Consider the following 25,675-nt stretch of genomic DNA (forward strand, 5'->3'; position numbering starts at 1 on the left):
GCTGTGCGCATCGACCTGCACTGCCACTCCACGGCTTCCGACGGTACGGACACCCCCGCCGAACTGGTGCGCAACGCCGCCGGTGCCGGGCTGGACGTGGTCGCGCTGACCGACCACGACACCGTGCGCGGATACGGCCAGGCCCTCGCGGCCCTGCCCGCCGGCCTGACGCTGGTGACCGGGGCCGAACTCTCCTGCCGGCTGGACGGGGTCGGCGTGCACATGCTCGCGTACCTCTTCGACCCGGAGGAGCCCGAGCTGGCCCGGGAGCGGGAGCTCGTGCGCGACGACCGCACCCCGCGCGCCCGCACCATGATCGCCAAGCTCCAGGACCTCGGCGTCGACGTCACCTGGGAGCAGGTGGCCAGGATCGCCGGTGACGGCTCGGTCGGACGCCCGCACATCGCCACCGCCCTCGTCGAGCTGGGCGTCGTACCGACCGTGTCGGACGCCTTCACGCCCGACTGGCTCGCCGACGGCGGCCGCGCGTACGCCGAGAAGCACGAGCTCGACCCGTTCGAGGCGGTGCGCCTGGTCAAGGCGGCCGGCGGAGTCACCGTCCTCGCGCACCCCGCCGCCGTCAAGCGCGGCCGGTGCATCTCCGAGTCCGCGATAGCCGAGCTGGCGACCGCGGGTCTGGACGGCGTCGAGGTGGACCACATGGACCACGACGCGGACACCCGTGCGCGGATGCGCGGCCTGGCCGCCGAGCTCGGCCTGCTGGCCACGGGGTCCAGCGACTACCACGGCAGCCGCAAGACCTGTCGCCTCGGGGAGTTCACGACCGACCCCGAGATCTACGGCGAGATCACGCGCCGCGCGACGGGAGCCTTCCCGGTGCCGGGCGCCGGCGGACGCGAGCGCTGACCGGCCGGATCCGGCCCGCTCCACCCGTCCCCCTTTTCTTCTTCGCGACACCCCTCTCTTCTGCAAGGCATCACTGTGTTTGATTTCGCCGTCTTCGGATCCCTTTTTCTCACCCTTTTTGTGATTATGGACCCGCCGGGGATCACGCCGATCTTCCTGGCGCTGACCTCCGGCCGCCCCGTCAAGGTGCAGCGCCGGATGGCCTGGCAGGCCGTCTGCGTGGCCTTCGGCGTCATCGCGGTCTTCGGCATCTGCGGCCAGCAGATCCTGGACTACCTGCACGTCTCGGTCCCGGCGCTGATGATCGCCGGTGGTCTGCTGCTCCTGCTCATCGCGCTGGACCTGCTCACCGGCAAGAACGACGAGCCCAAGCAGACCAAGGACGTGAACGTGGCCCTGGTCCCGCTCGGCATGCCGCTGCTGGCCGGGCCCGGCGCGATCGTGTCCGTGATCCTGGCCGTCCAGAAGGCCGACGGCGCCGCCGGGCAGGTCTCGGTCTGGGCCGCGATCGTGGCCATGCACGTCGTGCTGTGGATCACCATGCGCTACTCGCTGGTGATCATCCGGGTCATCAAGGACGGCGGCGTCGTCCTCGTCACCCGGCTCGCCGGCATGATGCTCTCGGCGATCGCCGTCCAGCAGATCATCAACGGCGTGCTGCAGGTCGTCCAGGGCTCCTGAGGTCCGGCCGCTCACGCGAACGCCCCCGCACCGGGACCGGTGCGGGGGCGGAAGTGTCTTCGTGCGGTGCGTCAGCAGGACGCACTCTCGGCCGGTCGGATCAGGATGCGCTGGCCGACGGCTGCGGCCTGCTGCACGATCCGGTTGACGGAGGCCGCGTCGACGACGGTGCTGTCCACGGCGGATCCGTCGACGTCGTCCAGGCGCAGAATCTCGAAGCGCACGGGGCTTCTCCCTTCGTCAGTGTTTCTCCTTGCACTGGTCCAACGAAGTGTAGGCCGCAATCATTCCCTACGCTAAGGAAATTTTTTCACTGGCTAACTACAAGCTGGTGCAGGAGTCCCAGAACGCGGCCAGTTCGCGCGCCGTCGTGACCGGGTCCTCGGCGTTGGGCGAGTGATCCGTCCCCGGCACGACCACCCGCCGCGCGTCCAGGCGCCGGGCCGTCTCGTCCAGCAGCGGCACCGGCCAGGCCTGGTCCACGGCCCCGGACAGGACCATCTTCGGCAGGCCGACCCGGCTCAGCTCCGCCACCCGGTCCGGCTCGCAGATCAGCGTCCGACCGGTGACGACCAGCTGCTCGGGGACGGTGGCCAGCCACCGCTCGCGCAGGAAGTGCGCGAGCTCGGGGGAGTCCGCGGCCGCGTCCTCGGGATCGTGGGCCCGCATCGCCTCCCAGATCCCGGGCATGTCGTCGCCCATCGCCTCCAGCGCCGCGACCAGCAGCTTCGTCCGTGCCTGCTGCTCCTGCGAGATGGCGGCCGGGCCGCTGCTCATCAGGGTGAGGGAGGCGAAGGGCGAGGAGTCGCGCAGCACGGCGGCGCGCGAGATCAGCCCGCCGAGCGAGTGGCCGACCAGGTGCACCCGGTCCCCGCCCAGCGCGCGCACCTGCGCCAGGACGTCCCGCCCCAGTTCCTCCAGGGCGTACGGGGCCTCCTCGCGCGGGCCCGGACTCTCGTGCTGGCCCCGGCCGTCCACGGCGACGACCCGGTAACCGGCGGCCGCCAGCGGCTCCAGGAGGCCGATGAAGTCCTCCTTGCTGCCCGTGAAACCGGGGACCAGCAGGGCGGTGCCGCGTACGGGCTCGCCGGCCTCGTGCACGGCGAAGGAGCCGCGGTCGGTGGCGAGGAGGTACGCGCGGGCGGCGGCGGGCAGCGTGAGACGCGGGGGCTTGCTCATGGCCCGAGGTTACCGGCCCGTACGGTGTCCGGCGCGGCCCGGGCACACCGATGGCCCCGGCCCCCCGGGAAGGGGGCCGGGGCCATCGGCGGGGTACTGCGCGGGGCCTACGCCTCGGGCGCGGCCACGGCCTTGCGGGTGCGCGTGCGCTTCGGCTTCACCGGGGCCTCCTCGGCCACGGCGGCGGCCTCGGCGGCGACCGGAGCGGCCTCCGCGACCTTGCGGGTACGGGTGCGCTTCGGCTTGGCCGGGGCCTCCTCGGCCACTGCGACCGCGACGGCCTCGGCGACGGCCGGAGCGGCCTCCGCGACCTTGCGGGTACGGGTCCGCTTCGGCTTGGCCGGAGCCTCCTCGGCGGGAACCTCGGCGACCGGGGTCACCGCGGCGGCGGCCGGAGCCGCCTTGCGGGTGCGCCGGGCCCGGACGGGCTCGACGAGCGGCGCCATCTGGAAGTCCGGCTCCGGGGCGGTCTCGACGACCTTGCGGGCACGGACGCGCCTCGGCGGGGCCGGAGCCTCCTCGACGAGCGGGGTCACCGGGGTCACCGGACCGGTCTTGCGGGTCGGGACGCGCCTGGGCCTGGCCGGAGCCTCCTCGGCGACCGGGGTCACCGGCGCGGCGTCCGAGACAGGAGCCTCGACGGCCGACGCGGCCTCGACGGCCGGCGCGGCCTCGGCGACCGGCGCGGCCACGGCGCTCTGCACCGGCACCGCGGCCACACGGGTGCGGCGGCGGCGCGGACGGCGCGGCTCGTCGGCGGCCGGGGCCGCAGGAGCCTCGGGAGCCTGGGCCGGGGCCGCCGCGGCGGTGGCCTCGGCGCCCTCGGCGAGCTCCGCCCCGCCCCGGGTACGGCGGCGCTGGCGCGGCGTACGGGTACGGGCCGGACGCTCCTCGGTCACCACGGCCGCGGCCGCCGGACCGGAGCGGCCGCCACGGCCACCGCGGCCGCCGGTCTCGCCCAGGTCCTCCAGCTGCTCGGCCTTCAGGCCGGCCCGCGTGCGCTCGGCGCGCGGCAGGATGCCCTTGGTGCCGGCCGGGATGTTCAGCTCCTCGAACAGGTGCGGGGACGTGGAGTACGTCTCCACCGGGTCGTGGAAGTCCAGCTCCAGCGCCTTGTTGATCAGCTGCCAGCGCGGGATGTCGTCCCAGTCCACCAGGGTGACGGCGGTGCCCTTGTTGCCCGCGCGGCCGGTGCGGCCCACGCGGTGCAGGAAGGTCTTCTCGTCCTCCGGCGTCTGGTAGTTGATGACGTGGGTCACACCCTCGACATCGATGCCGCGTGCGGCGACGTCGGTGCACACCAGCACGTCGACCTTGCCGTTGCGGAACGCGCGCAGCGCCTGCTCGCGCGCGCCCTGGCCCAGGTCGCCGTGGACGGCGCCGGACGCGAAGCCGCGCTTCTCCAGCTGCTCGGCGATGTCGGCCGCGGTGCGCTTGGTACGGCAGAAGATCATGGCCAGGCCACGGCCCTCGGCCTGCAGGATGCGGGAGACGAGCTCCGGCTTGTCCATGTTGTGCGCACGGAAGACGTGCTGCGTGATGTTGGCGACGGTCGCGCCCTCGCCGTCCTCGGAGACGGCGCGGATGTGGGTCGGCTGCGTCATGTAGCGGCGGGCCAGGCCGATGACCGCACCCGGCATGGTCGCCGAGAACAGCATCGTCTGACGCTTCGCGGGCAGGTACGCCATGATCTTCTCGACGTCGGGCAGGAAGCCCAGGTCGAGCATCTCGTCGGCCTCGTCCAGGACGAGGGCCTTGACGCGCGAGAGGTCGAGCTTCTTCTGCCCGGCCAGGTCGAGCAGGCGGCCCGGGGTGCCGACGATCACGTCGACGCCCTTCTTGAGCGCCTCGACCTGGGGCTCGTACGCGCGGCCGCCGTATATGGCGAGGACGCGGACGTTGCGGACCTTGCCCGCGGTGAGGAGGTCGTTGGTGACCTGGGTGCACAGCTCGCGGGTCGGAACCACCACGAGGGCCTGCGGGGCGTCGGTCAGCTGCGCGGGGGTGGCGCGGCCGGCCTCGACGTCCGCCGGGACGACGACCCGCTCCAGCAGGGGAAGGCCGAAACCGAGCGTCTTGCCGGTTCCGGTCTTGGCCTGGCCGATGACGTCCGTGCCGGAAAGGGCGACGGGAAGGGTCATCTCCTGGATCGGGAAGGGGGACACGATGCCGACGGCCTCAAGGGCCTCGGCCGTCTCGGGGAAAATCCCGAGGTCTCGGAACGTAGTCAGGGTGCTGCCTCTTCTGTGAGACGCGGCGCGAGGCGGCGAGGGGGGTCGTACCGTGCCGTGCTTGCAGTACTGCCACGTACGAAGCTGCGCGGGACCACTAGCCTTCGCTCAAGCGCTTCTGCCGCTGAGGGGGCCCCTCGTGGTAGGCGGTACGCATGAACGTACGCACCTCACCGAGGGCGGTCGGTTGGAGCCGATCGGGCCACCGACCGGGCATCCTCATTCGGATGGCCCGCCGAGTATTCGGCAGGCGCATTACCACTGTACCCCGGAATCGCGCAGGTGTGTCGGGTGAATTCACCGGGTAGGCGCGTTTAGCTGGACAGGCAAGGATCCGGCGCGGTGACTTGGAGGGCCATTCGGCGGGCTATTGTGCGGAGCATGCCGACCGTAGAAAACGCCTCGCCCGCCGACGACAGCGCCCCCGCCGAAGCCGTGGGCATCGCCTCCCAGGACTGGGCCGCCGCCTCTGCCTCGCCGCAGTACCGGGCCGCCGTCGTGGACCTGCTCGGCGCGCTCGCGTACGGAGAGCTCGCGGCCTTCGAGCGCCTGGCGGAGGACGCGAAGCTCGCGCCCACCCTGGACGACAAGGCCGAGCTCGCCGCGATGGCCTCCGCCGAGTTCCACCACTTCGAGCGGCTGCGGGACCGGCTCGCGGCGATCGAGGTCGAGCCGACCGCCGCCATGGAGCCCTTCGCGAAGGGCGTCGACGACTTCCACCGCCAGACCGCGCCGTCGGACTGGCTGGAGGGCCTGGTCAAGGCCTACGTCGGCGACTCCATCGCCAGTGACTTCTACCGCGAGGTCGCCTCCCACCTGGACACCGACACCCGCGCCCTCGTGCTCGGCGTGCTCGACGACACCGGTCACGGCAACTTCGCCGTCGAGAAGGTCCGCGCGGCGATCGAGGCGGACCCGCGCTGCGGCGGCCGGCTCGCGCTGTGGGCCCGCCGGCTGATGGGCGAGGCCCTCTCGCAGGCCCAGCGCGTGGTCGCCGAGCGCGACGCGCTCTCGACCATGCTGGTCGGCGGCGTCGACGGAATGGCGGCCGGCTTCGACCTGGCGGCCGTCGGCGAGATGTTCACCCGCATCACCAAGGCGCACACCAAGCGGATGGCGGCCCTCGGCCTCGCCGCCTGAGCCCACGGCAGCCGCAGCCGGCCGCGAAGCCCCGTAGCGCTCCACACGCCGGCCCCGGCGCGCACACCGCGCGCCGGGGCCGGCGTACGTGGTGCGGAGGTCGTGGTGCGGGGGTCGTGGTGCGGAGGTCGTGGTTCAGGGCCGGCGCTCAGGGGTCGGGGTCACCCCCGCGACGGGAGTGAAAACGGAGTCCTGTGGGACGGCCTGCGGGGCCCTGCGGCCGGACGGAGCAGCAGGGACAGGACCACGGCCGACACCAGCACCGCGCCGATCAGCGTCGCGGTCAGGGTGTTGTGCCCGGGTCCCAGTGCGAAGTGGGTGAGATAGGCCCCGAACAGAGCCCCCAGCACCCCGCTGACCAGGACCACAGTGCGGGAAGGCAACCGGCGCGTGAGCACCCGGGCGGCTGTCGCGGACAGGGCGAGTCCCAGGAGTGCGGAGCCGAGCACTTCCATCAGCAGCATGAGGTCTCTCCCATACGTCAGGGCAAACCGGGTCACTGCGGTCCTACCCGAAGCGGAAGAAACAGAAACGGCCCGGTGGGATCAACCACCGGGCCGTTTCCAACAGTTCTCAGAGCGCGCCGAAACCGACCTTGCGCACGCTCGGCTCGCCCAGGTCGACATACGACAGGCGGTCGGACGGCACCAGGACCTTGCGGCCCTTGTTGTCGGTGAGGCTCAGCAGCGGCGCGGTGCCGGACAGAGCAGCGGTGACGATGCTCTCCAGCTCCTCGGCGCTCAGGTCGCTCTCCAGCACGATCTCCCGGGGTGCGTGCTGCACGCCGATCTTGACCTCCACGGCTTTGTCCCTCCGACGATCCGGTTCGCGCGATCAGCCGCGCCGTACGCGGTCCACATTAGCCCGGTGAGGGGACGCGGAACGCGCAGAGCGGACACGCTCGCAGCGAACAGCGGCCCCCGGGGGGCGGCCGGCGCCACGCGCGCCGGTCCCTGGCAACCGGTCCCTCAGGACTCCGTGCCGTGCAGCGGGAAACCGGCGATACCGCGCCAGGCGAGCGAGGTCAGCAGGCCGACCGCCGTCTCGCGGGCGACCGGGCTCTCGCTGGAGAGCCAGTAGCGGGCCACGACCTGCGAGACCCCGCCCAGACCCACGGCGAGCAGCATCGACTCGTCCTTGGACAGGCCGGTGTCCTCGGCGATGACGTCGGAGATGGCCTCGGCGCACTGGAGCGAGACGCGGTCGACGCGCTCGCGCACCGCCGGCTCGTTCGTCAGGTCGGACTCGAAGACCAGCCGGAAGGCGCCGCCCTCCTCCTCCACGTACGCGAAGTAGGCGTCCATGGTGGCCGCCACGCGCAGCTTGTTGTCCGTCGTCGAGGCGAGCGCGGTGCGCACGGCCAGCAGCAGGGCCTCGCAGTGCTGGTCCAGCAGGGCCAGGTACAGGTCGAGCTTGCCGGGGAAGTGCTGGTACAGCACCGGCTTGCTCACACCGGCCCGCTCGGCGATGTCGTCCATGGCCGCCGCGTGATACCCCTGCGCGACGAAGACCTCCTGGGCCGCGCCCAGCAGCTGGTTGCGCCGGGCTCGGCGCGGCAGTCGCGTGCCCCGCGGACGCGCTGCCTCGGTCTGCTCGATGGCTGTCACGCCGCCTCCCACTTTCTCTAAGAACACAGTGCGCTCTGCGCCGCGCCGCCATCGTACTTTTCGGTAACCGAATCTGGAGGGTCCAAGCCGAGTTTTCTCGCGGTACGGACGGCCCGGAGGCGCTGGTCAGCGGTTTGATCAGCAGGGTGATCAGGGGTTTGGCCGGTGCTCGGTCGGCTGGCGGTCAGCGGTAGTCGTCCTCGTCCAGCGGCACCACCCGTGCCTGCTCGACGGCGTCGCCGTCCGTGACCCCGTCGGCCGTCCGCTCGGTGATCGGGTCGTCCTCGTCCGGCCGGAGATCGGCCAGCTGCTCCGCCACATCAGCCTCGGGCGCCTCAGGATCGAGGGATTCCGGAAACTGTTCCCGGAAGGTGTCCGGCTCCGCAGGGTCGACAGTCATGCCGCTCCCCTCGCTTCCTTGTGTTCACTTACGAGCCTAGGAGGATCGCGGAGGCACCGCTATGCGGATCCGCTTGAATTTGTGACCGTGAACACAAGAAGTGGAACGTGATCGTCTCGTAACATTGCCCGCATGTCTTCGACCGAGCTGCCGGGCGTACGGTCCACCACAGAGCTGTCCTCCCAGGTGAGAGGCGTTCGGGTGGCCGAAGGGGAGCAGCTGCGCACCACTGCGCTGCCCGGCCTGGAACTGGCCGTCCGGGCCCGCCCACCACTGCGCGCGGGGCTGCCACCCGCTCTGTTCGTGCACGGACTCGGCGGTTCCTCGCAGAACTGGTCGGATCTGATGGCACAGCTGGCCGACACCGTCGACGGCGAGGCCCTCGACCTGCCGGGCTTCGGCTGGTCACCGCCACCCGGGGACCGGGACTACTCCGTCACCGCCTTCGCCCGCGCCGTCATCCGGCACCTCGACGCCGCCGGACGCGGCCCGGTCCACCTGGTCGGCAACTCCCTCGGTGGAGCCGTCTCCACCCGCGTCGCGGCCGTCCGGCCCGACCTGGTGCGCACCCTGACCCTCATCTCGCCCGCCCTGCCCGAGCTGCGCGTGCAGAAGTCGGCCGTGCCGACCGCGCTGCTCGCCCTGCCCGGCGTGGCCGGGCTCTTCAACCGGCTGACGCAGGGACTCAGCGCCGAGCAGCGCACCCGCGGGGTGACGGGGCTCTGCTACGGGGACCCCTCCCGGGTGACACCCGAGGGATTCCGCAACGCCGTCGAGGAGATGGAGCGGCGGATGGCCCTCCCGTACTTCTGGGAGGCGATGACGCGCTCCTCGCGCGGCATCGTCGACGCCTACACCCTCGGTGGCCAGCACGGACTGTGGCGGCAGGCGCAGCGGGTCCTCGCGCCCTCGCTGCTGGTCTACGGTGGCCGGGACCAGCTGGTCTCGTACCGTATGGCGCACAAGGCGGCCGCGGCCTTCCGCGGTTCGCGGCTGCTGTGCATGCCCGAGGCAGGACATGTGGCGATGATGGAGTACCCCGAAGCGGTCGCCGCCGCGTTCCGGGAGCTGCTGAGCGACACCGGAACGGGTGCCAGTGACCGATATACCGAAGACGGCAGAGGCTGAGGACCGTGGGACGACATAGTCGCAAGGGCCCTGCCCCAGCTCCGGCTCCGGCACCCGTCCGGCCGCAGCCGGAGCCGCTGCCCTACGAGGAACCGCCCGCCGCGTACCGGCCCGAACCGACCGTCACCCACCAGGGGTACGTGTCCCAGGACCGGCCCTACGCCGACGCGCGGACCGGGGGCCACCCCCAGCAGTACGAGTCCGGCGGTGCCTGGGGGGTCGGCCCCGACTCCGTGTACGGGGACTGGCACGGGGTGCGGCGCCCGCACGAGGCCACCGCCGCCACACCGGCCCCCACGGCGTTGCGTGACTGCGACACCCCGGCCTTCGGTACCCCCGCGGTGGGCTTCCCGCAGGTCACCCTGGCGCCGCCGGCCGCGTTCGGCACGGACCCCGATCCCGTCACCTCCACCGGCGCGCAGCGCCGGGTGCCCGGTCCGCGCAAGCCCGTCGATCCGGTCCCGCCCGTGTCCGCGTCCGCATCCGTAGGCGCACCCGCCGACGCCGATGCCGACGTTCCCGCCGAGGATCCGCCCGGCTCCGGCCGCGGCCGCAAGGCCCGTACGTTCACGGGCATCGCCGCCGTCGCCGTCACCACGGTCCTCGCCGTCGTCGTCGCCGGCCAGATGGCCTCGGACGCGGACGGCGAGAAGTCCGGCGCGCAGGCCGCCGTCGGCGACAGCCGCGCCGACGCGGGCGCCTCCCGGTCGGACGACCGCGCGACGCCGCAGGGAGCCATGCCCGCCGGGCCCGCCGCACCGGCCGCGGTCGCACCCGAGGCGGAGCTGACGTACGAACAGAAGATGGCCGTGCAGTTCCCGCTCGACGCGAAACTCGCCGGGCCCGGGACCTTCGACACCGTGCCCGGTGTGGCCAAGGCCCCCGGCAAGGGCAAGCTCGTGCGCTACCGGGTCGACGTCGAGCAGGGCCTCGGCCTGGACGCGCAGCTCTTCGCCGAGGCGATCCACCGCACGCTCAACGACGACCGCAGCTGGGGCCACGGCGGCACGAAGACCTTCGAGCGGGTGCCGGGCGGCAACGCCGACTTCGTGATCACCCTCGCCAGCCCCGGAACCACCGGGGTCTGGTGCGCCAAGTCCGACCTCGACACCGTCGTCGGCAACGTCTCCTGCGACTCGGCCAGGACCGAGCGGGTCATGATCAACGCCTTCCGGTGGGCCCAGGGGTCCGAGACCTACGGCCCGGACCAGATGTTCATCTACCGCCAGATGCTCATCAACCACGAGGTCGGCCACCGGCTCGGCCACGACCACGTCAACTGCCGCACCCCGGGCGCGCTCGCCCCGGTCATGCAGCAGCAGACCAAGTCCCTCAACATCGACGGCATCCAGTGCAAGCCCAACCCATGGGTGTTCCCCGAGAGTTGACCGACGCGCCGCCCTCCCCGCCCGCCCGTCGGGCGGGGATCCGCGTTGACAATCCGTCCGATCATCGGCAATCGTTCTCCGCATGTCGCACCGCCACACCATGACCGCGAGCGCCGCCATAGAGCTGGCGCTGCTTGGTGTGACCGCGCACAGCGTGGCCGACATCCTCTGTCGCTGACGCCTGCCCGCAAGCGCCGCGACCCCTTTTCAGGTTCCTTCGCCGCGCCCGGGCGTACGCACGCCCGCAGGCGCGGCTTCCTCATGCTCCGGTACCCCGTCGGTACCGCCGCCGACCGCTGCCCCTCGCGTGGCCTTCCCGCCTTCCTTCACGCCGAGAGGTCTTCACACCCATGTCTTCCGCCGGACCCGACCGTCATCTCACAGCGCGCCGCGTGGCCGCCGTCGCCGTCAGCCTCGTACTGGCCGGGGGCGCCGCGGCCTGCGGGCCCGAGGGCGGTGCGGACAAAGCCGGTTCGGGCGACAAGCCGGGCGCCGCGGGCGTCCCGCAGAAGGGCGGCACCCTGACCGTCCTCAACTCCGAGCCGCAGAGCGACTTCGACCCCGCCCGGCTCTACACCTCGGGCGGCGGAAACGTTCCCTCGCTGGTCTTCCGCACACTGACCACCCGCAACCGCGAGGACGGCCCGGCCGGCACCAAGGTCGTGCCCGACCTGGCCACCGACACCGGAAAGCCCAACGCCGACGCCACCGAGTGGACGTACACGCTCAAGGACGGGCTGAAGTACGAGGACGGCACCCCGATCACCACCGCCGACATCAAGTACGGCATCGAGCGGTCCTTCGCCGCCGAGCTCTCGGGCGGGGCCCCCTACCTGCGGGACTGGCTGGTCGGCGGGGAGGCGTACGAGGGTCCGTACAAGGACGGCGGCAAGGGACTCGACTCGATCACCGTGCCCGACCCTAAGACGATCGTCTTCAAACTCCGCAAGCCCGAGGGCGAGTTCCCCTTCGTCGCCACGCAGACGCAGTTCGCGCCCGTCCCCAAGGCCAAGGACACCGGGGTCACGTACGAGGAACACCCCGTCTCCTCCGGCCCGTACAAGGTCGTCAAGAACGACAACGACGGCGAACACCTCACCCTGGAGCGCAACGAGCACTGGGACGAGAAGACCGACGAGGAGCGCAAGGCCTACCCGGACAGGATCGACGTCCGGTCCGGTCTGGACGCCGCCGTCATCAACCAGCGCCTGACCACCAGCTCCGGCCCCGACGCCGCCGCCATCACCACCGACACCAACCTGGGCCCGGCGGAGCTCGCCCAGATCGGCGCGAACAAGGAGCTCGCCGGACGCGTCGGCACCGGCCACTTCGGCTACGTCAACTACCTGGCCTTCAACCCGAAGGTGGCCCCCTTCGACAACCCGAAGGTCCGCCAGGCCATCTCCCACGCCGTCAACCGCACCAGCGTGATCAACGCCGCCGGCGGATCCGCGCTGGCCGAACCGGCCACCACCTTCCTGCCCGAGCGCGAGGCCTTCGGCTTCACACCGTACGACCACTTCCCGGCGGGGAAGACCGGCGACCCGGCCAAGGCCAGGCAGCTGCTGGCGGAGGCGGGATTCCCCGACGGGATCACCGTCACCCTGACCCACTCCACCGCGCAGAACCGCCAGACCAGCCCCGAGGTCGCCACGGCCGTGCAGCAGGCCCTCGGCGCCGCCGGGATCACCGTCAAGCTGGAGGGCCTGGAGAACAACGCCTTCAACGAGAAGCGCTGGGACGTCAAGAACACCCCCGGCTTCTTCCTCTCCCGCTGGGGCGCCGACTGGCCGTCCGGCGCCCCCTTCCTCGCGCCGATCTTCGACGGCCGGCAGATCGTCACCAACGGCTCCAACTACAACCACGCGCAGCTGGACGACCCGGCCGTGAACGCCGAGATCGACGAGATCGCCAAGCTGACCGACCTCGCGGCGGCCGGCAAGCGCTGGGGCGCACTCGACAAGAAGATCGGTGAGCAGGCCCTGGCCGTGCCCCTCTTCCACCCGGTCTACAAGCGGCTCGTCGGCAAGGACGTCAAGAACGTCGTGATCAGCGACTGGACCGGCGTCCTCGACATCTCGCAGGTCTCCGTCAAGTGAGCGTCGCCCTGAAACGCCCCGTACCGCAGCAGCCGCTGCCCGCGCCCGGGGCCACCACCCCGGGCGCGGGCACCGCGCGCCAGGTCTGGCGGCGCCTGCGCCGCCGGCCCGCGGCCCTCGCGGCCGCCGGGGCCATCACCCTGCTCGTCCTCCTCGCCCTCGCCGCACCGCTGGTGGCCCAGCTCACCGGACAGGACCCGAACGCCTACCACGACGACCTCGTGGACTCCGCGCGCGGCGGGGTACCGCTCGGCTCCTTCGGCGGGATCTCCGCCGACCACCTGCTCGGCGTCGAGCCGGGCACCGGGCGCGACCTGCTGACCCGGCTGCTGTACGGGGCGCGGATCTCGCTGCTCGTCGCCCTGGGAGCCGTCCTCGTACAGACCCTCGTCGGGGTGGCGGTCGGACTCGCCGCAGGACTCGGCGGCCGGCTCACGGGCCAGCTCATCGGCCGGTTCACCGATGTGATGATCGCGCTGCCGATGCTGGTGATCGGCATCGCCCTCACCGCGGTCGTCCCGCCCGCCTTCCCGCGGCCACTGCTGCTGATCCTCGTCATCGGACTGCTCGACTGGGGCGGCACCGCCCGGATGGTGCGCGCCCAGACCCTCGCCCTGCGCGGTCTCGACTTCGTCGACGCCGCCCGCCTCTCGGGCAGGAGCACGCTCGGCATCGCCCGCCGCGAACTGCTGCCCTCGCTCGCCGCACCCGTCATCACCTACGCCGCGATCAAGGTACCCACCGCCATCGTGGCCGAGGCCTCGCTGTCCTTCCTCGGCGTCGGCGTCAAGCCGCCCACGCCCTCCTGGGGACAGATGCTCTCCAGCGCGCAGACCTGGTTCCGCGCCGACCCGGCCTACGTCCTGCTCCCCGCCGGACTGCTCTTCGTCACCGTGCTCGCCTCCACCGTGCTGGGCGACGCCGTCCGCACGGCCCTCGACCCGCGCGAAGGCTCCCGCCTGCGGGTCGGCACCAGAAAGGAGCTCCGGGCGTGACCCGCTTCCTCCTCAAACGGACCGGCGGCGCGCTGCTCGTGCTGCTCGCCCTGTCCGTCGTCGTCTACGCACTCTTCTACCTCGCCCCCGGCGACCCGGCCCGCCTCGCCTGCGGAGAGCGCTGCAACCCGGCGCAGATCGCCCAGGTCCGCGAACAGCTCGGGCTCGACGAGTCCGCCCTCACCCAGTACCTGCACTTCCTCCAGGGGCTGCTGGCCGGCCGGGACCACTCCGGCGGCGCCGGGCAGGTCCTGCACTGCGACGCGCCCTGCCTGGGATTCTCGTACCAGAACGACCAGCAGGTCACCGCCCTGGTCCTGGACCGGCTGCCCGCCACCCTGTCCCTGGCGCTGGGCGCGCTGGTGATCTGGCTGGTCGTCGGCGTCGGCACCGGACTGCTCTCCGCGCTGCGCCGCGGCGGAATCACCGAGCGGGTCCTGACCGTAGTGACCCTCGCCGGGACCGGCACCCCCGTCTTCATCCTGGGGCTGCTGCTGCTCATGACGGTGTGCGCCTACCTCCAGTGGCTGCCGTTCCCGACGTACGTGCCGCTGACCGAAGACCCCGAGCAGTGGGCCTGGAACCTGCTCCTGCCCTGGGTGACGCTCGGCTTCTTCGAGAGCGCCAAGTACGCCCGTCTCACCCGCAGTTCGACCCTGGAGACGCTCGCCGAGGACCACATCCGGACCTTCCGCGCCTACGGGGTGGGGGAGCGGGCCGTCGTCACCCGGCACGCGGTGCGCGGCGCCGTGGCCCCCGTGATCGCGCTCAGCGCCGTGGACTTCGGCACGATGATCGGCGGCGCGGTGCTGACGGAGTCGCTGTTCGGGATCCCCGGCCTCGGCAAGACGCTCATCGACGGCGTACGGGTCGTGGACCTGCCCGTCGTCGTCGGCGTCGTCCTCACGATCGGCACGGCCGTGGTCCTCGCGGGCGCGGTCGCCGACCTGCTGTACGCCGCCGCGGACCGAAGGGTGACCCTCGCATGACGCACGCACTGGTGGAGGTCACCGGCCTCGTCGTCGACTTCCCGGTCGGCGGATCGGGGGAGCGCCTACGGGCCGTGGACGGGGTCTCCTTCACCCTGGAGGCGGGCCGCGCCCTCGGCATCGTGGGCGAGTCCGGCAGCGGCAAGTCCACCGTGGCCGCGGCCCTGCTGGGCCTGCACCGCGGTACGGGCGCCCGCCTCGGCGGCACCGTCCGGGTCGGCGGCACGGACGTGGCCACGGCCTCGCCGGCCGAACTGCGCCGACTGCGCGGCGGAACCGCCGCCATGGTCTTCCAGGACCCGCTGAGCTCCCTGGACCCGTACCAGGCCATCGGCGACCAGATCGCCGAGGTCCACCGGATCCACGCGGACGTCTCCCGGCGGGCCGCCCGGGCCCGCGCCGTCGAGGTCCTCGACCGGGTGGGCATCCCGGACGCGGCACGCCGCTCCCGGGCGAGGCCGCACGAGTTCAGCGGCGGCATGCGGCAACGGGCCCTGATCGCGATGGCACTCGCGTGCGAGCCGCGGCTGCTGATCGCCGACGAGCCGACCACCGCCCTGGACGTCACCGTGCAGGCACAGATACTCGACCTGCTGCACGGGCTGCGCGAGGAGCGCGGGCTCGGCCTGCTGCTGGTCACCCACGACGTGGGGGTGGCGGCGGAGAGCGTGGACGAGGTGCTGGTGATGCGGGGTGGCTCCGCCGTTGAGCGGGGTCCGGTGGCTTCCGTGCTGGCCGCACCGGCGGAGCCGTATACGCGTGCGCTGCTGGCCGCCGTACCGAGGCTGGACGCGCCGCGCCACTCCCGGGGCTCCGCCCCGGACCCCGCGCCTCGAACGCCGGCGGGGCTGGGAGAGTCCCCGGCGGGGCAGGAACCGGCGGACGTGCCCGTCGTCGAAGCCGTCTCCCTGCGGCGGGAGTTCGGGCGGGGCCGGCGCAAGGTCGCCGCCGTCGCCGGGGTGTCCCTCGCCGTCCACGCGGGCGAGACCCTCGGGATCGTCGGCGAGAGCGGCTCCGGCAAGAGCACGCTCGGGCGGATGCTCGTCGGACTGCTGGAGCCCGGCTCCGGGCAGGTACGCCGCGACGGCGTCCCGGTCACCGGCATCGCGAGCGGCGTGCAGATGGTCTTCCAGGACCCGGTGGCCTCCCTCAACCCGCGCCGCAGCATCGGGGAGTCCATCGCCGACCCGCTGCGCGCGGCCGGGGAACGCGACGAGGCGGCCGTCCGGGCCCGGGTGCAGGAGCTGCTGCTGCGCGTCGGGCTGGAGGCCGGGCACCACGACCGCTACCCGCACGAGTTCAGCGGTGGCCAGCGCCAGCGGGTCGGCATCGCGCGGGCGCTCGCCCCCCGCCCCCGGCTGATCGTCTGCGACGAGCCGGTGTCCGCCCTCGACGTGACCACCCAGGCGCAGGTCACCGCCCTGCTGGCGGAGCTCCAGCGGGAGCTGGGCATCGCGCTGGTCTTCATCGCGCACGACTTGGCGGTGGTCCGGCAGGTCAGTGACCGGGTGGCCGTCATGCGGGCCGGGGAGATCGTCGAGGAAGGTCCCGTGGACGAGGTCTACGACCGCCCCGCCCACCCCTACACCCGGCAGCTGCTGGCCGCCGTACCGGCCCTGGACCCCGCGCTGGCGGCCGGCCGCCGCAGGACGCGGCAGGAGGTCCTCGCGTAGCGCGGCGCCGGCGGCCCGGGCCCGTCCCGAGGCTGTACTTCTAGCGTGCTCGAACGCGAACCGTACGGGAAAGTTACGACTCTTCACCCCTTCCGGTGGCGCGACGGACAACCGTCCGTCGCGCCACCGGCGTATCCGCTTGAGTTCTCCCGCGGCGGGTCGCCTGACCGAACGGCGACCGCCTGAACGGGAGATCGGGGGTGCCACTCGTGCGGATCGGACTGCTCACGGAAGGTGGTTATCCGTATGCGACGGGAGAGGCCAGGCTGTGGTGCGACCGGCTCGTGCGCGGTCTCCCGCAGCACGAGTTCGAGATCTACGCACTGAGCCGCAGCGCCGAGCAGGAACGCGCCCGGGTGCCGCTGCCCGAGCACGTCACCCGGGTCCGGACGGCCCCCCTGTGGGCCCCCGCCGACGACGGACGGACCTACTCCCGACGGGAACGCCGCCGGTTCGCCGACTGCTTCAAGGAGCTGGTCCGCGGGATCTGCGCCGGCGAGCCGGAGCCCTTCGCGGCCGGGCTGTACGGGCTCGCCGGACTCGCCCGGGAACAGGGCGGGATGTACGCGGCCCTGCGCTCCGAGTCCGCGGTGCGGGCCCTGGAGTCCGCCTGCCGGGCGCCGGGCGCCGCACGAACCGTACAGACCGCGCAGGTGGCCGACCTGCTGGAGTTCGTGGACGAACTGGAGGTCATGCTCCGGCCGTTGTCCCTCGACTGGTACGGGGAGGACACCCGGGGCGGCGGCGGTCTCGGCGGGACCGACATCTGTCACGCGGCCGCGGGCGGCGTGGCCGCACTCCCCGGACTCCTGGCCAAACGCTTCTTCGGGGTCCCGCTGCTGGTCACCGAGTACGGGGTCCAGCTCCGGGCCCACTACCTGTCCCAGCTCGACACCCGCGGCGAGCGGGAGACCCGCCCCGCCGTACGGGCCCTGCTCACGGCCTTCCAGCTGCGGCTGGCCACCGAGATCTACGCCCGGGCCGACTTCCTGACCCCCGGGAACGCGCACGCCCGGCGCTGGCAGGAGCGGTGCGGGGCCTCCCGGGAACGGCTGAGGACCGTCTACCCCGGCATGGAGGCGGACCGATTCACCACCGTCGGCGAGGCCCCCGACCGCGGGGACCCCGACACGCTGGTGTGGGTCGGCCGGATAGAGCCCGCCAAGGACCTCATCGCCCTGCTGCACGCCTTCGCCGAAGTCCGCCGGGCCGAGCCCGGCACCCGGCTGCGGATCTTTGCCACGGCCGAGGCTCCCGGCTACCTCGCCGACTGCCGCTCCCTGGCCGCCCAGCTCTTCCCCGACGAGGCCGCCGACTCGGTCACGGCCGGGGAGAACCCGGTCACCTTCGAGGAGATCGGCGGACCCGACGCCCCCACCACCGCCGACGCGTACGGCTCCGGGCGCGTCGTCGTCCTGTCCTCCGTGATCGAGGGCTTCCCCGTCACCCTCGCCGAGGCGATGCTCTGCGGGCGCGCCACCGTCTCCACCGACGTGGGCGCGGTCTGCGAGGTCATCGGGGGCACCGGGCTCGTCGTCCCGCCGCGCAACCCCCGCGCGCTCGCCGAGGCCTGCCTGTCCCTGCTGCAGGACCCCGAGCGCGCGCAGCGGCTCGGCGCCGCCGCCCGGGCGCGGGCCCTGGAGCTGTTCACCGTCGAGCAGAACGTGGCCGCCTTCGAGGAGATCTACCTGCGGCTGCTGGCCAAGGGCTCCGTACGGCCCGGCGGCGAGATCCCCTTCGCCCGGCCCCCGGAGGCCAGGGTGCCGGGCCACTGGACCAGCCCGACCTGGGCTCCCGCCCCGGAGCCGTCCTCGGAGGCCGCCGTATGACCACCGCCGACCCCCGACTCCCGGCTTCTTCAGACCCGACGGCGGCATTCTCCGCCCCGTTCTCAGCCTCGCCGGCCTTTGAGACGCGGGGTCCGGGGCGGAGCCCCGGCAGCGGTGCCGCAGACGTGATGCCGACGTCCCGTGTACGGTCCGGCGCGGCGCCGTTACCAGGGGCGCTGCCAACGGACCCCCGCGCCTCGAACGCCGGCGAGGCCGAAGCCGCACAGCGCGGGAGCGGGATCGCCATCGGCGGGGCCGGGACGGGTGCGCGGCCGGTCCGGCGGCGGGGCGGCGGGGATCCCGTCAAGGCCCTGCTGCACCGGCACCGGGAGCTGTGCGAGCGCGCGGTGGACCCCCTGGAGATCGCCGCCGGGCTGGAGGCCCACGGCATCACCGACCGCACCGCCGCGCGGTTCCGGCACCGGGACGTCTTCTCGCTCGCCGAGGAGCTGTACGCGCGCAGCCCCCACGAGGAGGTCACCGCCGCCGCGCCCACCCTGGGCCCGGCCGGCCCCGCCGCGTTCCGCGGCTTCGGCTACGCCCTGCTGCCCGCCGCCCTCGCCTGCGCCGCGGCCGCCGCCGGGCAGGCGTGGGCCGGGGCCGCCGCCGTGGCCGCCGTCGCCGCCGCCCTCGTCCTGCCCGGGCGGCCCGCCGGGGGCCGGTTCCCCTACGTGGCGCACGTACTGGCCGCGGCCGTCGCCGGCTGGGCCGTCTACCGGCACGGCACCGCCCTCGCCGTCGGCCTCGCGCTGGCCGTCGTACCCGGGCACCTGGCCGCCGTCGCCTTCGCCGCCGGGGCGCGGGCCCGGCTCGACGCCAGCCGGGGCCTGGAGGACTTCGCGGACCGGGCACGTCCGCTGCTGCTGGCGGCCGTCGCCCTGTTCACCGGGGCCGCCGCCGCGGCCGCCGTGCTCGCCGGGACGCCGCTCCCGGTGGCCGTGCCCCTCGCGCTGCTGCTCTTCCTGACCCGGCTCCTGCTGCGGCACGGAGCGCACCGCGTACCCGTCGGCGCGGCCCTCGCCCTCGCCCTGGTCCCCGTCCCGGAGGCGGCCCTCGCCGCCGCGCCGCGGCCGGACTCCTCGTGCACGCCGTACTCGCCCTGGCCCGCGCCTCCGCGCATGCGCGGCCCTGACGTCCGCCGGACGTCCCCAGACCTTCGGAGCCGACGCCGAGGCGCTTTGCCCGTACCCCGCCCCACCCACCCGTCCATCCGTCCGCAAGGAGAAACAGACATGACCGGCCAGCCAACCAACCAAGGGGTCACGCGATGAGGGTGCTGCTGATCGGAGCCAACGGATACCTCGGCCGCTACGTCGCCGACCGGCTGCTCGCCGACCCCGCCGTCCAGCTCACCGCGCTCGGCCGCGGCGACGACGCCGACGTCCGCTTCGACCTCGCGACCGGCAGCCCCGGAGCGCTGACCCGCTTCCTCGACGCCGTCCACCCGGGCGTCGTCATCAACTGCGCCGGAGCCACCCGGGGCGGGGCCCGGGAACTCACCCGGCACAACACCGTCGCCGTCGCCACGATCTGCGAGTCCCTGCGCCGCAGCGGCTGCGGGGCCCGGCTCGTGCAGCTCGGCTGCGCCGCCGAGTACGGGCCCAGCCAGCCCGGATCGTCCACGGCCGAGGACGCCGTGCCGAGACCGGGCGGACCGTACGGCGTGAGCAAACTGGCCGCCACCGAGCTGGTCCTGGGCTCCGGGCTGGACGCCGTCGTCCTGCGGATCTTCTCGCCCGTCGGTCCCGGCACCCCCGCCGGCTCCCCGCTGGGCCGGCTCGCCGAGGCCATGCGGCGCGCGATGCAGGCGGGCGACGGCGAGCTGAAGCTCAGCGGGCTCGGCGTGCAGCGCGACTTCGTGGACGTACGGGACGTGGCCCGGGCCGTGCACGCCGCCTCGCTGTCCGCCGCCCAGGGTGTGGTCAACATCGGCACCGGCCGCGCGGTCCGGCTGCGCGACGCGGCCGCGGTCCTGGCCCGGGTCGCCGGGTACGGGGGCGCCCTGCACGAGCTGGACGTCCCGCACGGACCCCAGCAGGCGCACGGGCACCCCGGCCGCCCGGCCGGACTGGCCGGCATCGGATCCCCGCGTTCCGAGGCCACCGCCGAGCAGATGGCCGCCACGGCCCCGCAGCCGTACCCCTACCCGGACGGCTGCGGAGCCTGGCAGCAGGCGGATGTCCGTACGGCCCGGGACCGGCTCGGCTGGCGGCCCCGGATCAACCTGGAGGAATCCCTCGCGGACATCTGGATGGAGGCGGCGTGCCGCATCTGACGACGCCGCCCGGGGCCATGACCGCCGCCGCGACCGAGGCCGGCCGCCTCGGTCTCGGCATCCCCGGCTACGCGCACCCGCTGCTCGCCCCCGTCGAGTGGGCCGAGCTGACCCGGCCCGGCACCCCCTTGCACTGGGCCGTGCTGAACGTCGCGGACGGCCCGGGCGGCCGGCCCGACCCGCACTGCACGGAAGCGGCCGCGAGGCTGCGCCGGGCGGGCGGCATGATCCTCGGCCATCTCGCGATGCGAGACGGATCACGGTCCTTCGGTGAGCTGGTCTCCGACGCCCACCGCTTCCGCGACTGGTACGGGGTCGGCGGCTTCTACCTGGCCGGAACCCCGGCCGACAAGGCCGAACTGGCCTCGGTGAGCCGGGTCGTGGACTCCCTGCGAGGTCTCGGAGAGGACCTGCGGATCGTGCTCGGGCACGGCACGCATCCGTACGAGGGCTACGCGGAGGCCGCCGACCAGCTGGTCACCTTCTCCGGAGCCTGGTCCGACTACCGCTGGTCGCAGGTGGCCGAATGGACCGCGGACCATCCGGCGGAGCGGTTCTGCCACCTCGTCCACGGGGTGCCGCGCGCACACCTGGAGGAGGCGATGCGGATCGCCCGCTGGCAGGGGGCGGGCACGATCTGGTTCACCGACCGGCTCGGGACGCGCGGCAGTGACCCCTGGGCCTCCATGCCCGCGTACTGGGACGAAATCGTCTCACGGATCGGGACAGGTGTCTTGGAATGAAGACGGCCGTGGCAGTGTTACGGAGAGAACAACCATTCAGTTCGCTCCCTGCACCTGCGGGGATGCTCCCACCTCCGGAGTGCCCGTGTCGCTGCCACCGCTGGTCGAGCCAGCAGCTGAGCTCACCGTTGACGAGGTCCGTCGGTATTCGCGGCACCTGATCATCCCGGACGTCGGGATGGACGGCCAGAAGCGCCTGAAGAACGCCAAGGTGCTGGCCGTGGGTGCCGGCGGTCTCGGCTCGCCCGCCCTCATGTACCTCGCCGCGGCCGGTGTGGGCACGCTGGGCATCGTGGAGTTCGACGAGGTCGACGAGTCGAACCTGCAGCGCCAGATCATCCACAGCCAGGCGGACATCGGCCGCTCCAAGGCCGAGTCGGCCCGCGACAGCGTGCTGGGCATCAACCCGTACGTGAACGTGGTCCTTCACGAAGAGCGGCTCGAAGCCGAGAACGTGATGGAGATCTTCAGCCAGTACGACCTCATCGTCGACGGCACGGACAACTTCGCCACGCGCTACCTGGTGAACGACGCCTGCGTGCTGCTGAACAAGCCGTACGTGTGGGGCTCGATCTACCGCTTCGACGGCCAGGCCTCGGTCTTCTGGTCCGAGCACGGCCCCTGCTACCGCTGCCTCTACCCGGAGCCCCCGCCGCCGGGCATGGTCCCGAGCTGCGCCGAGGGCGGCGTGCTGGGCGTGCTCTGCGCGTCCATCGGGTCCATCCAGGTCACCGAGGCGATCAAGGTCCTCACGGGTGTCGGCGAGCCGCTGGTCGGCCGCCTGATGATCTACGACGCCCTGGAGATGCAGTACCGCCAGGTCAAGGTCCGCAAGGACCCCGACTGCGCGGTCTGCGGTCCGAACGCGACCGTCACCGAGCTCATCGACTACGAGGCCTTCTGCGGCGTCGTGTCGGAGGAGGCCCAGGAGGCGGCCGCCGGTTCGACGATCACTCCCAAGCAGCTCAAGGAGTGGATCGACACCGACGAGCCCATCGAGATCATCGACGTCCGCGAGGTCAACGAGTACGAGATCGTCTCGATCCCGGGCGCGAAGCTGATCCCCAAGGGCGAGTTCCTGATGGGTACCGCCCTCCAGGACCTGCCGCAGGACAAGCGCATCGTCCTGCACTGCAAGACGGGTGTCCGCAGTGCGGAAGTCCTCGCGGTCCTGAAGTCCGCGGGCTTCGCGGACGCGGTGCACGTCGGCGGCGGCGTCATCGGCTGGGTCCACCAGATCGAGCCCGAGAAGCCGGTCTACTAGACCGGACGCCGGACGCCGGACGCCGGACGCCGGGCCCACCCGCTGTGACCCGAAGGGGCCGCACCTCGATCGCGAGGTGCGGCCCCTTCGGCGTGCGCGACTTCGGACCCGGGCCAGGACCCGGACCCCGGGCCGCGGACCGGATCAGGCGGGCGTCGGCTGCTCCGGCACCCCGGTCGGCGCCGTCGGGTCCGCGGCCGCGGTGCAGACGGTGCCCGACGCCGGGGCCCTGCCGTCCAGCAGGTAGGTGTCGACCGCCTTCTGCACGCACGGGTCGCCGCTGTTGTACGCGCCGTGCCCCTCGCCCTTGTAGGTGAGCTCCACGCCCACGCCCGGGCCGAGCCGCTCCACCATCTTGCGGGCGCCCTCGTACGGGGTGGCCGGGTCGCCGGTGTTGCCGATCACCAGGATCGGGTCGGAGCCCGGCGCCGAGACGTCGGGGGTCTCCCAGGTGCCCGGGACCGGCCAGCCGGTGCAGGACAGCATGGCCCAGCCGAGGAGGTCCCCGAAGACCGGCGACGCGGCACGGAACTCCGCGAGCTTGGCCTTCGTCTGCTCCAGGGTGTAGCGCTCCTTGTCGTCCACGCAGTTGACGGCGGTGTTGGCCGCGCCGATGTTGCTGTAACGCCCTTGCTGGTCACGGCCGTTGAGGGCGTCGGACAGGGCCATCAGCAGCTGGCCCTGGCCGCCCTCCGCCTCGTCGAGGCCCTGTTCCAGCAGCGGCCACAGCTCCTTCGAGTACAGGGCCTGGGCGATGCCGTTGGTCGCCTGGTTCTCGGTCAGCATCCGCTCCCCGATGCCCGGGATGGGCTTGGCGGCCAGCGCCTTCTGCAGCTTGATGATGCCGGCCTCGATCTCCTGGGGCGTGCTGCCCTGGAGCCGGCACTCGTCACCGCGGTCCACGCAGTCCTGGGCGAAGTTGCCGAGCGCGAGCTGGAAGCCCTTGGCCTGGCCCAGGGCGCTCTGTTCGGCCGTCTTGGTCGGGTCCACGACGGCGTCGAAGACGGCCCGGCCGACGTTCTTCGGGAAGAGGTGGGCGTAGACCCCGCCGAGCTCCGTGCCGTAGGAGATGCCGAAGTAGTTCAGCTTCTCGTCGCCGAGGGCCTGGCGGATGCGGTCCAGGTCGCGGGCGGCGTTCTCGGTGCCGACGTGGGGGAGCAGTGCGGCGGAGTTCTTCTTGCAGGCCTCCTGGTACTTGCGGATGTTCTCGACGAAGGCCTTCTCCTGCTCCGGGGTCTCAGGGGAGGAGTCCTCGGCGAAGTACTGGTCCAGCTGCTTGTCGTCCTGGCACAGGACGGGGTCGCTGCCGCCCACCCCGCGCGGGTCGAAGCTCACCAGGTCGTACCGGGCGCGCAGGGCCTCGTACTCCTTCGCGGCGCCCGGCAGCGTGCTGATCCCGGAGCCGCCGGGGCCGCCGAAGTTGAAGACCAGCGAGCCCAGCCGGTTCTTCTGGTCCCGCGCCTTGGCCCGGATCAGGGCGATCGGGATCGTCTCGCCCTCGGGTTTCGCGTAGTCGAGCGGGACGTCGAGGGTGGCGCACTGCCAGTCCTTGGGCGGGGCCTGACCACCGCCCTGGGCGGCGGTCGGGGCCTCGCAGTCGCCCCACTTCAGCGGTTTGACCTCCGGGGTGCCGTCGGCCGTCGTCTTCTTCCCGTCGCCGTCCCCGGAACAGGCGGCCGTGGCGAGCAGCCCGGCGGCGAGCGTGGCGGCGGCGGTGACCCGCCAGGCGTGTGTCGGCATGTCCCCATCCTGTGCGCCCCGCGGCGACCCCGCCCGTGCGCTGACCCGAACGGGGGGCGTGCCCGCCCGGTCCCGTCGGCCCGGGCTCCGGTCAGTAGCCGTACACGCTCAGCTCCGTGATCGCGGCGAACAGGTGCTCCCAGGTCTCGGCGGAGGGGGAGCCGTCGGCCTGCGCCCCGGGGTCCAGGGCCCGCACCGCCTCGTGGAAGGCCCCGATGCCGTCCTCGGCCGGGTACGGGGACCAGCAGGCGCCCATGTACCGGCGCACGCTCTCCAGGAGCCCGGTGAAGGCCGCCACGTCCCGGGCCAGCGGGATGACGGACTCCTGGTACATGCGCACCTCCCCGGTGACGCGGTGGACGCCCACCAGGCCCGGGTCCGTGTACCCGAAGTCGAAGGTCCCCAGGTGCAGGAGGTCCTCGTCGCCCGCCTCCGGGGCCGTCGAGGTCAGCGGCCGCAGCAACTCCGGGGCGGCCTCGAACGAGCTGACGCCCGCGGCCCAGTGGCGCGGCAGTCCGACCTCGCTCAGGAACTCCCGGGTGGCCCGGTGCTCCAGCGCGTCCGGGAGCTCTTCGCCGGGGACGCGGGTGACCCGTGCCTCGCCGAAGGTCCGGGCGAGCCCGGCCGCGGTGAGCGGACCGGAGCCGCGCGTGCCCGGGCGGAACCACGGGGCGTCCTCGGCGGATTCCCAGGAGCCGGTGTCGGCGCCGCCCCGGGGCCAGCCGGCGAGCGCGGCGGCGTTCTCCTCCACCACCACGACCCCGCGGTCCTCCACGTACAGGTACCGGCCGCCGCCGAGCGGGACCGGCTCCTCCCAGGTGCCGGGGCAGTGCAGCAGCCGGCCATCCTCGTCCGGGTCGAACAGCCGGGCGCCGTCGGGGTCGTCCCCGTCCCGTCTCACGGCCTCCCCGTCGGCCGGTGCGGGCAGCCGGCGGCCCGTGTCCAGGTCGAACCAGGTGTCCTCGCACCACAGGGCCCACACCTTCAAGGCCGCGCCCCCGTCGAGGTCGTACACCTCGGCGGTGTGGTCGCCGCTGAGGTTCGGTTCCGCCACGTAGGCGCCGACCGGCCGCCACCAGGCCCACACCGTCCGCCAGGGCAGTCCCGGTTCGGCCTCGGCGACGCGGGCGGCGTAGTCGTGGTGCCCGAGCACGGTCGCGGCGAAGTGCAGCCAGGAGGCGAACTCCGCGCGCCCCACCCCGGCCCGCCCGAAGACGGCCTCGGCCTGCGTGAACACCTCCCGCCCGACGCCCCCTTCACCGGCGGACCCACCTCGCAGAGCCGCCCGGTCCGCACGCAGCACCGCGGCCGGATCGTCGAACGGGCAACGGCTGTCCAGGTCTTCACTCATGGACGCATGCTGCCACCCATCTCGGACATCGCCCCCGCCGGGCGGCTCTCCCAGCCGCGCCGGCGTTTGAGGCGCGGGCGCGAAGCGCCGTAGCGG

Annotated in this window: 24 protein-coding genes; 15 read left to right on the plus strand and 9 right to left on the minus strand. The window is 73.1% G+C overall.

The window, feature by feature from the left end:
• Positions 1-3: 3 nt before the first annotated feature.
• Positions 4-867, plus strand: coding sequence for a PHP domain-containing protein (locus DEJ51_RS21855; protein WP_150259099.1), 864 nt, complete (start codon positions 4-6; stop codon positions 865-867).
• Between the two features lie 75 nt (positions 868-942).
• Positions 943-1,548, plus strand: coding sequence for a MarC family protein (locus DEJ51_RS21860; RefSeq protein WP_030764671.1), 606 nt, complete (start codon positions 943-945; stop codon positions 1,546-1,548).
• Positions 1,549-1,619: 71 nt separating this feature from the next.
• Here the strand turns inward: DEJ51_RS21860 and DEJ51_RS34625 are convergent, their stop codons facing one another.
• The 3 genes from DEJ51_RS34625 to DEJ51_RS21870 all read right to left on the minus strand — a co-directional run bounded on the left by DEJ51_RS34625 (position 1,620) and on the right by DEJ51_RS21870 (position 4,868).
• Positions 1,620-1,772: a hypothetical protein gene (locus DEJ51_RS34625; protein ID WP_167745535.1), complete on the minus strand. Its 153-nt coding sequence runs from the start codon at positions 1,770-1,772 to the stop codon at positions 1,620-1,622.
• 97 nt (positions 1,773-1,869) lie between these two features.
• A complete protein-coding gene (locus tag DEJ51_RS21865; protein WP_150259100.1) occupies positions 1,870-2,727 on the minus strand; it encodes an alpha/beta fold hydrolase in 858 nt (285 codons plus the stop codon).
• 107 nt (positions 2,728-2,834) lie between these two features.
• Complete coding sequence (locus DEJ51_RS21870) at positions 2,835-4,868, minus strand: DEAD/DEAH box helicase (protein ID WP_223835924.1); 2,034 nt, start codon at positions 4,866-4,868, stop codon at positions 2,835-2,837.
• Between the two features lie 471 nt (positions 4,869-5,339).
• Between DEJ51_RS21870 and DEJ51_RS21875 the strand changes: the two genes are divergently transcribed.
• Positions 5,340-6,098 (plus strand): ferritin-like fold-containing protein, encoded by a 759-nt coding sequence (locus DEJ51_RS21875; protein ID WP_150259102.1) that lies wholly within the window; start codon positions 5,340-5,342, stop codon positions 6,096-6,098.
• A 161-nt stretch (positions 6,099-6,259) separates the two neighbouring features.
• Here DEJ51_RS21875 and DEJ51_RS21880 read toward each other — a convergent pair whose 3' ends face one another.
• The 4 genes from DEJ51_RS21880 to DEJ51_RS21895 all read right to left on the minus strand — a co-directional run bounded on the left by DEJ51_RS21880 (position 6,260) and on the right by DEJ51_RS21895 (position 8,105).
• A complete protein-coding gene (locus DEJ51_RS21880) occupies positions 6,260-6,562 on the minus strand; it encodes a hypothetical protein (RefSeq protein WP_190620551.1) in 303 nt (100 codons plus the stop codon).
• A gap of 109 nt (positions 6,563-6,671) precedes the next feature.
• Positions 6,672-6,899, minus strand: a complete 228-nt coding sequence (locus tag DEJ51_RS21885; RefSeq protein WP_030011334.1) for a DUF3107 domain-containing protein — start codon at positions 6,897-6,899, stop codon at positions 6,672-6,674.
• A 167-nt stretch (positions 6,900-7,066) separates the two neighbouring features.
• Entirely contained in the window at positions 7,067-7,705 is a 639-nt protein-coding gene (locus tag DEJ51_RS21890) for a TetR/AcrR family transcriptional regulator (protein WP_030011335.1), read from the minus strand.
• Positions 7,706-7,889: 184 nt separating this feature from the next.
• Complete coding sequence (locus DEJ51_RS21895) at positions 7,890-8,105, minus strand: hypothetical protein (protein ID WP_150259103.1); 216 nt, start codon at positions 8,103-8,105, stop codon at positions 7,890-7,892.
• A 132-nt stretch (positions 8,106-8,237) separates the two neighbouring features.
• Here DEJ51_RS21895 and DEJ51_RS21900 point away from each other — a divergent pair, with 132 nt between their 5' ends.
• The 12 genes from DEJ51_RS21900 to moeZ all read left to right on the plus strand — a co-directional run bounded on the left by DEJ51_RS21900 (position 8,238) and on the right by moeZ (position 22,488).
• Complete coding sequence (locus tag DEJ51_RS21900; RefSeq protein ID WP_150259104.1) at positions 8,238-9,233, plus strand: alpha/beta fold hydrolase; 996 nt, start codon at positions 8,238-8,240, stop codon at positions 9,231-9,233.
• Positions 9,234-9,238: 5 nt separating this feature from the next.
• Positions 9,239-10,621, plus strand: coding sequence for a DUF3152 domain-containing protein (locus tag DEJ51_RS21905; protein WP_150259105.1), 1,383 nt, complete (start codon positions 9,239-9,241; stop codon positions 10,619-10,621).
• Between the two features lie 82 nt (positions 10,622-10,703).
• Positions 10,704-10,799 carry an Ms4533A family Cys-rich leader peptide gene (locus DEJ51_RS35755; RefSeq protein ID WP_317852414.1) on the plus strand — a complete coding sequence of 32 codons (96 nt, stop codon included), beginning with the start codon at positions 10,704-10,706 and terminating at the stop codon, positions 10,797-10,799.
• 172 nt (positions 10,800-10,971) lie between these two features.
• On the plus strand, positions 10,972-12,720 hold the full coding sequence (locus DEJ51_RS21910) for an ABC transporter substrate-binding protein (protein WP_190620553.1): 1,749 nt from the start codon (positions 10,972-10,974) through the stop codon (positions 12,718-12,720).
• Positions 12,717-13,715 (plus strand): ABC transporter permease, encoded by a 999-nt coding sequence (locus DEJ51_RS21915; protein WP_411757336.1) that lies wholly within the window; start codon positions 12,717-12,719, stop codon positions 13,713-13,715. The genes DEJ51_RS21910 and DEJ51_RS21915 overlap by 4 nt, the downstream gene beginning before the upstream one ends.
• Entirely contained in the window at positions 13,712-14,704 is a 993-nt protein-coding gene (locus tag DEJ51_RS21920; protein ID WP_150259106.1) for an ABC transporter permease, read from the plus strand. Before DEJ51_RS21915 ends, DEJ51_RS21920 begins: the two co-directional genes overlap by 4 nt.
• Entirely contained in the window at positions 14,701-16,377 is a 1,677-nt protein-coding gene (locus DEJ51_RS21925) for a dipeptide ABC transporter ATP-binding protein (RefSeq protein ID WP_150259107.1), read from the plus strand. Before DEJ51_RS21920 ends, DEJ51_RS21925 begins: the two co-directional genes overlap by 4 nt.
• Before the next feature lie 209 nt (positions 16,378-16,586).
• Complete coding sequence (locus tag DEJ51_RS21930; protein WP_150259108.1) at positions 16,587-18,206, plus strand: DUF3492 domain-containing protein; 1,620 nt, start codon at positions 16,587-16,589, stop codon at positions 18,204-18,206.
• Positions 18,207-18,334: 128 nt separating this feature from the next.
• A complete protein-coding gene (locus DEJ51_RS21935) occupies positions 18,335-19,477 on the plus strand; it encodes a hypothetical protein (RefSeq protein WP_150259109.1) in 1,143 nt (380 codons plus the stop codon).
• Positions 19,474-20,481: an NAD-dependent epimerase/dehydratase gene (locus tag DEJ51_RS21940; protein ID WP_150259110.1), complete on the plus strand. Its 1,008-nt coding sequence runs from the start codon at positions 19,474-19,476 to the stop codon at positions 20,479-20,481. Before DEJ51_RS21935 ends, DEJ51_RS21940 begins: the two co-directional genes overlap by 4 nt.
• Complete coding sequence (locus tag DEJ51_RS21945; protein ID WP_150259111.1) at positions 20,469-21,224, plus strand: spherulation-specific family 4 protein; 756 nt, start codon at positions 20,469-20,471, stop codon at positions 21,222-21,224. The genes DEJ51_RS21940 and DEJ51_RS21945 overlap by 13 nt, the downstream gene beginning before the upstream one ends.
• A gap of 85 nt (positions 21,225-21,309) precedes the next feature.
• The gene (gene moeZ / locus DEJ51_RS21950) at positions 21,310-22,488 is read left to right on the plus strand and encodes an adenylyltransferase/sulfurtransferase MoeZ (RefSeq protein WP_150259112.1); all 1,179 of its coding nucleotides are present in this window, start codon (positions 21,310-21,312) and stop codon (positions 22,486-22,488) included.
• Positions 22,489-22,632: 144 nt separating this feature from the next.
• Here the strand turns inward: moeZ and DEJ51_RS21955 are convergent, their stop codons facing one another.
• Both DEJ51_RS21955 and DEJ51_RS21960 read right to left on the minus strand, forming a co-directional pair.
• Positions 22,633-24,228 carry an alpha/beta hydrolase gene (locus tag DEJ51_RS21955; protein ID WP_150259113.1) on the minus strand — a complete coding sequence of 532 codons (1,596 nt, stop codon included), beginning with the start codon at positions 24,226-24,228 and terminating at the stop codon, positions 22,633-22,635.
• Between the two features lie 91 nt (positions 24,229-24,319).
• Entirely contained in the window at positions 24,320-25,579 is a 1,260-nt protein-coding gene (locus DEJ51_RS21960; RefSeq protein ID WP_150259114.1) for an SUKH-4 family immunity protein, read from the minus strand.
• Positions 25,580-25,675 lie beyond the last annotated feature (96 nt).

Origin of the sequence: Streptomyces venezuelae (assembly GCF_008642275.1) — a bacterium.
Lineage (GTDB): Bacteria > Actinomycetota > Actinomycetes > Streptomycetales > Streptomycetaceae > Streptomyces > Streptomyces venezuelae_E.